This is a genomic window from Dyella sp. (assembly GCF_036568765.1).
Taxonomy (GTDB): domain Bacteria; phylum Pseudomonadota; class Gammaproteobacteria; order Xanthomonadales; family Rhodanobacteraceae; genus GSA-30.
In genome coordinates, this window is sequence record NZ_DATCRY010000135.1 from 1 (window position 1) to 8056 (window position 8056).

Consider the following 8056-nt stretch of genomic DNA (forward strand, 5'->3'; position numbering starts at 1 on the left):
GAGCAGGCGTGCCTCGCTGGCCATGGAGTCTTCGGCCACCTTCATGTCGGCAGCATCCCAGGGAGCGCCGCCCGTCTTGGCCGCCGACTCCCATTTGTCGCAGCATTCCCAGCCCGGCAGGATCATGATGCCGTTGCGGTCGGCCAGATCGTAGAAGCGCTGACTTTCCAGTTTGCCTTCGCTGCGGATGGTATTGAGGCCCAGATTGACCACATAGCTGAATTCCGCCTCCATGCGAGCAGGGTCATCGCGCAGAAACATATCCGGTGCCCAGCCACCGCCACGGATGAGCACGGGTTTCCCGTTGATGAAGAACTGCCGATATCCGTGCTTCGTCAGGTTTGAGGTGACGCTACGTATGCCGAACGTCGCCGTGGCCCTGTCGGAGGTCGAACCGTCGACCGCTGCGGTTATTTCGAGCTTGTACAGCGGATGATCGCCCATGCCGATGGGCCACCAGATCTTCGGATGATCCAGTGAGAGGCCTGGCGTGGAGTCGGGCGAGAACGAAATGACCTGAGTCTGTCCGGGTGCAAGGTGAATGGTCTGCTCTATAGCAATGCCCGCCACCGTGCCGCTGACGGTGGCATCATGGGCTACCGTATCGAGGTTTTTCGCGGTGACTTTGGCCGTTAGCGTGGCACGAGTCAGATCGGGCAGCGAGGGAGTCGAAAGAACCTCTGGAAAGCTCAGCTGCACAGGCCCGGCCTGCAGGATATCCACACCGCGCCATGGCCCCATGTTGTTGTCCGGAGGCGTGGGATTCCAGTCCACCCAGCCCATCGACAGGCTTACTCTTGGATCGGCCGGATGCACCTGCATGGCAAGCGTGTTGGTGCCTGCGTGGACCCATGGCGTCACATCGAAATCGTATACGGGATAGGCTCCCGCGATTTCGCCGACCAGATGCCCGTTCACCCAAACGTCGGCATTGGCGATCATGCCGTTGGTGCGCAGCAACGTATGTCGATCCTTCCCCACCTTGGCCAGCATGAACTGGGCGCGGTACCACCAGGGCGTCACGAAGAGGTTGCCACTGGATTCAGGGACCTGTACGGCACGCAGATTATCGCTGTAAAACACGTCGTTCTTATACGCACCGTTTTCCAGCAGGCCAGCCATGACGGTAGCGCGGCCGCTTGCCGGGTACCAGCCCTTGGTGGAGTAGCCCGCAGTGGAGATATCGGAGCCGTCTTGTTGTGCTTTCGAGCTGTCTTGAATCAACCAGTGACCGATGGCAGTGACGGAGCCGGCATCGATGCCGACTTGAGTCGGTGCGTAGGTTTTTTGAGCGTACGCTGCCGGCGCGATCGATACCGTCGCTGCGAGCAGCGTCCAAAGCAGGTGCCTGTACAGGGTTTGCATGACGTCAGGGATTCCCAATATAGGTTTCGCGAACTTCGACGGGTGCGAACGGCCAGGATCGGTTGAATCTGGCCCAAATGGCAAATACCACGAGGCCTGCGACGATCCACAGGCTGGAGAGGATCAACGAGAGCGTCGAGGCGGAGACGTACACGTAAATCCATCCCAGCAGGGCGATGGCACATGGCACCGGGTAAAGCCATTGCTTGTACGGGCGTTTGAGGGTCGGTTGGCGCTTGCGTAGAACGACCAGCGCAGCAATTTGCGCCAGGGACTGCACGATGATGGTCGCAGCCAGCAGCATGTTGATGACTTCGGTCAGGTCGAAGAACGTTCCGATGGCCGTTACGACGCCCATCGTGAGCAACGCCACATGCGGGAAGCTGTGCCTGGCGTGCAGACGGCCGAACACGGATAAGAACACTTTGTCCTGCGCTGCCTGAAACGGTACGCGTGAGCCGCCGAGCAATCCGGTAAAGACCGAGGCGAATGCCGTCACAATGATGAGAACGGTCATGATGGCGGCGGCCACGTGCCCCCAACTGCGTTCGACAACCAGCGAAGCCACGGATTTGGATTGGGCGATCTCCTGCCAGGGCGCAACGCCGAGGACGCTGATATTGAGCAGAAGATACACAAGCATCATCGCGATCACCGAGACGATGATGGATCTGGGCATCGTCCTTCCTGGGTCGCGTAACTCGTCGCCGATATATGCCGTGGTGTTGTAGCCGAGATAGTCGTAGATGCCGATGATCAGGCCTGCGCCAAGACCTACGAAGAAATGGCTTCCGAAGGTGTCGGCTGGATAGGTGAAAGCAAAGCCCGCATGGAAGTTCGAGAAACCGGCGGAGGCCACTCCGATCACCGAGATCAACATAATGATCCACAACGCGATCGTGATGGCGCGAACCGATTCGATGCGACGGTATAGGAGCCAGGTAACGACTGCGGTGGCGGCCAAGCCGATGAGATGCTCCGACCACCAGCCCAGGGCAGGGAAGAAGAAGGCCAGATACTCCACCATGCCGATGATACCGGTAGACATCAGCAAGGGAATCGCCAGCAGCATCGTCCAGATGAACAGGAACGGCATCAGCTTGCCGGTACGGTACTGGAAGGCTTCGCGCAGATAGACGTAGGTTCCGCCGGAGCCGGGCATGGCTGCGCCGAGTTCGGCCCAGACCAGACCATCGGCCATGGCCAGGATGGCGCCGGCGATCCAGCCGATGACAGCCTGTGGACCTCCCATCGCTGCAACCATGATGGGGATGGTGATGAATGGCCCGATACCGCACATCTGGGTCATGTTGATCGCGGTACCCGAGAACACGCCGATGGAGCGGTGGAGGGTGTTGTCGCGTGCGGGCGAGGGCGTGCGGGATTCTTGCATGTTGGCCTTTGCTGATGGTTTTGCCTGTCTTGCAGAAGCAGCTTCGGTTGCGATCTGGGTTACGTCACGGCTGATCGCGACTCTAGGGAATCTCCAAAAAACCCTTCCTACTCGTCATCCCAGCGGATGCTGGTATCCAGCGCCTTGACGCTTCAACGTGTTAGAGGCGCCAAGCCCCGGCGTTCGCCGAGGCGACGATGAAAACTGAGGTTCTTCGAGGCTCCCTGAAGTCGCTCCTGGAAGTTGGGGAGGTTGGGGTTTGGCGAGGGGATCCAACCCGTTACCACTGCCCGCGCACGCCGAACATGAACATGCGTTCGGAGAACGTCGAGTGGGCAGGCTGGTCGGGCCAGACGAGGTAGTAATGCTGGTATTCGTTGGTCAAGTTGGTGCCGTCGACGAATACCTCGGCGTATTTGCTGAATTTGTACGAGATCGACGCATCCAGGTATTTCTGTGGCGCTTCATACATTTCCATGCCGGTGATGCCGCCCACGCTGTCCATCACTGCACGCCGTGAACGGTAGTTGTAGGCAAGGCGTGCCTGGAAGTGGTCGTCCTGGTACCACAGGATGAAGTTGCCGGATTTGGTGGAGTTGTCCTGGAATGGGATCTCATGACCGGCCAGGTCCTTTTCGCCCGAGTTGCTCGGTGCGTACGTGGCGTTTATCTCCATGCCGGTCTTGGACAGGATTCCCGGCAGGAAAGTGAAACCCTGGCGGTAATCGAATTCCGCGCCGTGAATGCTGTTGCCGGTACCTTGCACGGGCTGGGTGATCACGATGCAATGATCCCGAACCACGCCGTCCTCGTCGGGCAACGTACAGTTGGTCACGCTGCCGTTCTTGATGAAGCTATCCACGTTGATGCGGAACAGCGCCAGGCTGAGCATGCTGGTGGGATTGATGTAGTACTCCAGCGATGCGCCATAGTTGGTGGAGCGCCACGGGTTCAAGTTCGGATTGCCCGTCGAAGTGCCGTCGGCGACGCGAAAGATCGGCCCCTGCGGCGTTTCCACCAGCGAATAGTTCAGCTGCAGGCCGCCACCCCAGGTGCTGAGGTCCAGCGGCATCATGTTCTTGGAATAGGCCAGTCGGAACTTCAGGCTATCGGTGATATCGAGCGAGAAGTTAGCCGAAGGCAGGACATCCTGGTACCTGCGTTTTGTCACAGAAGTGCCTACGTCGAGCGGTTCGTCGCCATAGGCCCCCGGGTCGCCGCTCAGGTGCTGAGTGACATCCAGGTTCGTGCGTATCAGGCGCACGCCCACGTTGCCGTTGTATGGCATATCCCAAAGGGTGCCGTTGAAGTCCCCTTGCAAATAGCCCGACAGCTCCTTCAGTTTCACGGCCCAGGTCGTGCCTGGCTCAGCCACTTGTATGGTGTCCGGGTAAAGCGACTTCCAGTAAGCAATAGGATTGATCAGAGCGGATGGATCGACCGCCCAGAAATTGATGCCTGAGCCAAGCAGGTTGTTGTACTGCTTCCAGTTGCCAGACAAAGGCGCTGCGGTATTGGGCATCGACAGTGCCGATTGGGGCCCCGCACGGAAGTAACCTTGATCGTTGCCCGCTGTGCAAGCGCCGCTGTTCAAAACTACGTCGGCGCCGACATAACGTACCAGGCACCCATTTGGATCGCTGGCACCCATGCCCGCATAGACGGGTGTTTCCAGTGTCCAACCGTTGTTGCTGGCATTGCGGACGCTGTTGCGCACGCCGAATTCGAGCTTGAACCCATCCTGGAAATCGAATTTTCCGTCGAAACGCAATGCATTCAGTGAGACTTTGCGATCGTAATCTCCGGAAGACTCCAGCGTTTTCATCGTCCAGGCATTCGGATTCGCAAAATCGGCGGCCAGTGAAGCTGGCATGTCGACTTTGATGTAGCGCCCGCCGAAATTCGCGATGATCGGAACGGTGTTCTGAGGAATACCATTGGCATTGAACACGCGGTTGCCACCCAGTTGTGCCGGATACACGAAGGTGCCCGGTGGCACGGCATCGTCAGGCACGCCATCTTTCAGCACATTGGGCCATAGAGCACCATCGGAGTCGGAAACATTGATATCGGTTTCCTGATTCGACTGGGTGGCCGTGTCATGAATACCGCGCACGCTCCCCGTGAAGGGGCCGCCATCGTCGTAATCCAGTTGCAGATTAAGGTTTCTGGCTACCGAGCTTTTCTGGATGATCGACGAGTATGACTCCATGTCGCCAGGCCACTTCTCGTACACCTGCGTAGTGTATATCTGCGAACCTTCCCAGCCTGGCTCCGGCGTGCCGTAAGAACCTAGGGCTGGGCTTCCGGTATTGCGCGACTGCAGCGGCACGTAGGTGGCGCCTTGCCAGTTGGTGGAGTTGAACTGGATACCGACGTTGCGATCGTACTGGCGCTGCTGCGAGTAGAAGTAATCGCTGGTCAGGCTGAAACCGCTGCCAAGATCCATCTGGAACGAGGCATTGCCGGATTTGCGTTTCCGCTGGGTGATGATGTCATTGAGGCCGATATCCTGGCTGCCCATGAACACACCGTTGGATTTCCCGTCGCCATTGACGTCTACGCTGCCGTCGGCGTTTTGCACAATCTTCGACGGGATAGGCGCACCGTTCCAAGGCGTCAGGAACCCGTTATAGCCGCCGGCGCTAGTCGCATTCTCGCCATTGAGCACGACACCGTACTGGTCCAGGCCCTCGGTTGCGTTCATCCGTCGGGTATTGGAGAAGTCGGCGGCGATCAACAGGCCCCAGTGACCGTTATCGTTATAGGAAATGAGGCCGTTGCCCTCGGGGCCCCAATGATTGGTCGTCGTCCCGCGCTCGCCATTGGCCGAATAGCTATAGGTGAATCCGCTGGGCAGATCCCAGGGGCGATAGGTATGCAGGTCGATGGCGCCACTGATGCCGCCATCGGTTTCGTTAGCGGTGGACGATTTGACCACGTCCACGCCATGAAACAGCGTAGACGGAAGCATGGTGAAATCCGGTTGCTGCGAATCGATCTGGTCGGCGGTGATGAACACTTCGCCGTTCAACATGGTGCCGACCTGGGGTAGGCCGCGCACGTCCACCGATGTGCCTACGCCCGCATCGCGATTGATCTGCACGCCGGTAACGCGCTGCAGCGAGTCGGTGATCGTAGTGTCGGGCAGGGCGCCGATATTTTCCGCGGTGATGCTGTCCTGAATGTTCGGAGCATCGCGTTTCAGATCGATGGCCCGCATCTGCGAAGCGCGCACGCCTGAGACATTCACTACCGATAGATTGACCGCGCTCTTTGCCGCGTCGCTATCGCCGGACTTGGTGTCGGTCTTCTTGGCGTCGGTTTTTTGGGTGCCCGGCGGCAGCGTCGTTTGCGTCGGACTGGCTTGCGCAGCCTGGGGATCGATGGGTGCCGAAGCTACAGCCGACGTCGACACGACGGCGAACAGCGACACGGTGATAGCAATAGACAATGGATGCTTGCGAAGTACGGTGGACATGGGTTCAAAACCTCGGTGGCGTTGCCTGTCGAACCTCAACTGCTCCCTGGTATTCCAAAACGGGTACGGCGTGGCTTTGCTTATCGGTAAGCACGCCGTCGTGATGCAATTTCTCGATGTCTCCGGCCTTGGCTTGACCAAGACCGCTTACTTTGGTGTTACCTCACGGGACATTTGTCCCGCTTGCTGCTATTTCGAAAGCGTTATTCGCTGCAACGCCCACTGTCCATCGCGCGGATCGCCGGTGGCGAAGATGCACAGGTCGCCAGCACCGGTCCTCGCCGGCACGGCCATCGGTGCTTCGAGACGTGTTTGCCCCTTCGACCGCGCCGCGCTGTCCAGCGTCAAGCGAGCGAGCAAGGGCCCGGTACAGGATTCGGCATGAATCTCGAATTCGCCGGCGGCGCCGGTAATGGGGCGCACTATGGCGTCCTTGGCCTCGTCGCCGAAACGCCATGCCATGCGCTCGACTGTTATTGCTACGTGCTCGATGCCGTCCAGCGGTGCATGTAGCCATAGCCAGCATGCATTGCCGATATCCACGGAATAGCGCGGCCTTGGTCCTTCTGGTTGCTTGGCGCCTTCCAGGCGCGAGCCCGGCTGATGAGAGCAAGTCGCCAGCGCGCTGCTATCGCGGCCCAATGCGGCAGCTTCGTTCAGCGATTGCGTACGCGGCGCGGAAAGCTCGAAACCGTCCGGCGCGAACGTTGCTGCACGCAGCATGGTGTTGCCCGGCAATATGAGTGGCGTAGTGTAAGCCGTAGATTGTTGACTGGGCTCGGAACCGTCCGTCGTGTAGCGAATCGCCCCAAATCCGATCTGATTGGAAAGCTCGACCCGGAATGCGTCATGAGCGTCGGGGGTGACTTCAAAAATGGGGGCGAACGCAGTGTCGGCATAGTCGATGCCGAGCGCGCGATATCGCGCTAGTTGGGCCGGCATGCGCTGCAGGAAACCGTTCCAGTCGTGCGTGGCCGACGGCGACCAGCCAAGCTCCGCCAGGGCTGCGATGCGGGGAAATACCGCGTGCCGGTCGTGTGCGAAGGTGGTCATCTGCTCGGTCCAGAGGCCTGCCTGCACGCCGATGATTCGCCGGGCTTCAGTGGCGCTCGCACCGGCCGGGATAACGACAGTATCGTAGGCCTGCTTTAACGTCGCGGCAGGCGGTGGACCGGGCCACTCATCCGGCAGGTCGGACTGATAGTGATCGAAATACAACGACTCTTGCGGTGTCATGACCACGTCGTGGCCTTGTTGGATCGCAGTGAGCGCCACCCGTTCGTTGTCGTCGCCATGCCATGACATCACTACTTCCGAGGTGGGAAGCGTTGCGCCGGCGACCAGTTCGTCATCCCATCCCACCGGGCGGCGTCCATGTTCGATGAGATGTGTGGCGACCTGATTGGTAAACCAACTCTGTAACTGATCCATGTTCGTCAGGCCCAGCTCGTGCATTTGGGCGCGCACCTCGGAGGAGGCGTTCCATTGCTGCTTATCGGCCTCGTCGCCGCCAATCGAAATGTATCGCGAGGGAAATAAGCGCATGACCTCATCCAGCACGTCATCGACGAACTGCAAGGTTTTCCGGTCGGGTTTAAGCAACCACGGACTGACACCCCAATCAGTCCACACTGGCGGACGCTTGCCCGTTACGCCCAGCCACGGATACGCGGCCACGGCCGCTTGGGAATGCCCGGGAAGATCGATTTCCGGTACAACGTCGACATAACGCTCGGCGGCATAACGTACGATCTCGTGGATCTGCGCTTCTGTATAAAAGCCGCAATAAGGCTTGTCGGGAGAGCCGGTCAATTCGC

General features: G+C 59.2%; 4 protein-coding genes. All 4 read right to left on the reverse strand.

Annotated elements, in window-relative coordinates; all coding sequences use genetic code 11:
* A partial coding sequence (locus tag VIM98_RS09940; protein WP_331992946.1) for a glycosyl hydrolase 2 galactose-binding domain-containing protein occupies positions 1-1365 on the reverse strand: 1365 nt, incomplete at its 3' end.
* Between the two features lie 4 nt (positions 1366-1369).
* Complete coding sequence (locus VIM98_RS09945) at positions 1370-2758, reverse strand: APC family permease (protein WP_331992947.1); 1389 nt, start codon at positions 2756-2758, stop codon at positions 1370-1372.
* A gap of 280 nt (positions 2759-3038) precedes the next feature.
* On the reverse strand, positions 3039-6239 hold the full coding sequence (locus VIM98_RS09950; RefSeq protein WP_331992948.1) for a TonB-dependent receptor: 3201 nt from the start codon (positions 6237-6239) through the stop codon (positions 3039-3041).
* Between the two features lie 189 nt (positions 6240-6428).
* Positions 6429-8056, reverse strand: a 1628-nt coding sequence (locus VIM98_RS09955) for a beta-N-acetylhexosaminidase (RefSeq protein WP_331992949.1), incomplete at its 5' end; no start/stop codon positions are given.

Bases quoted from the DNA above. Each gene is read 5' to 3' on its own strand.
- VIM98_RS09945 (WP_331992947.1), bottom strand. From the start codon at position 2,758: ATGCAAGAATCCCGCACGCCCTCGCCCGCACGCGACAACACCCTCCAC.
- VIM98_RS09950 (WP_331992948.1), bottom strand. From the start codon at position 6,239: ATGTCCACCGTACTTCGCAAGCATCCATTGTCTATTGCTATCACCGTG.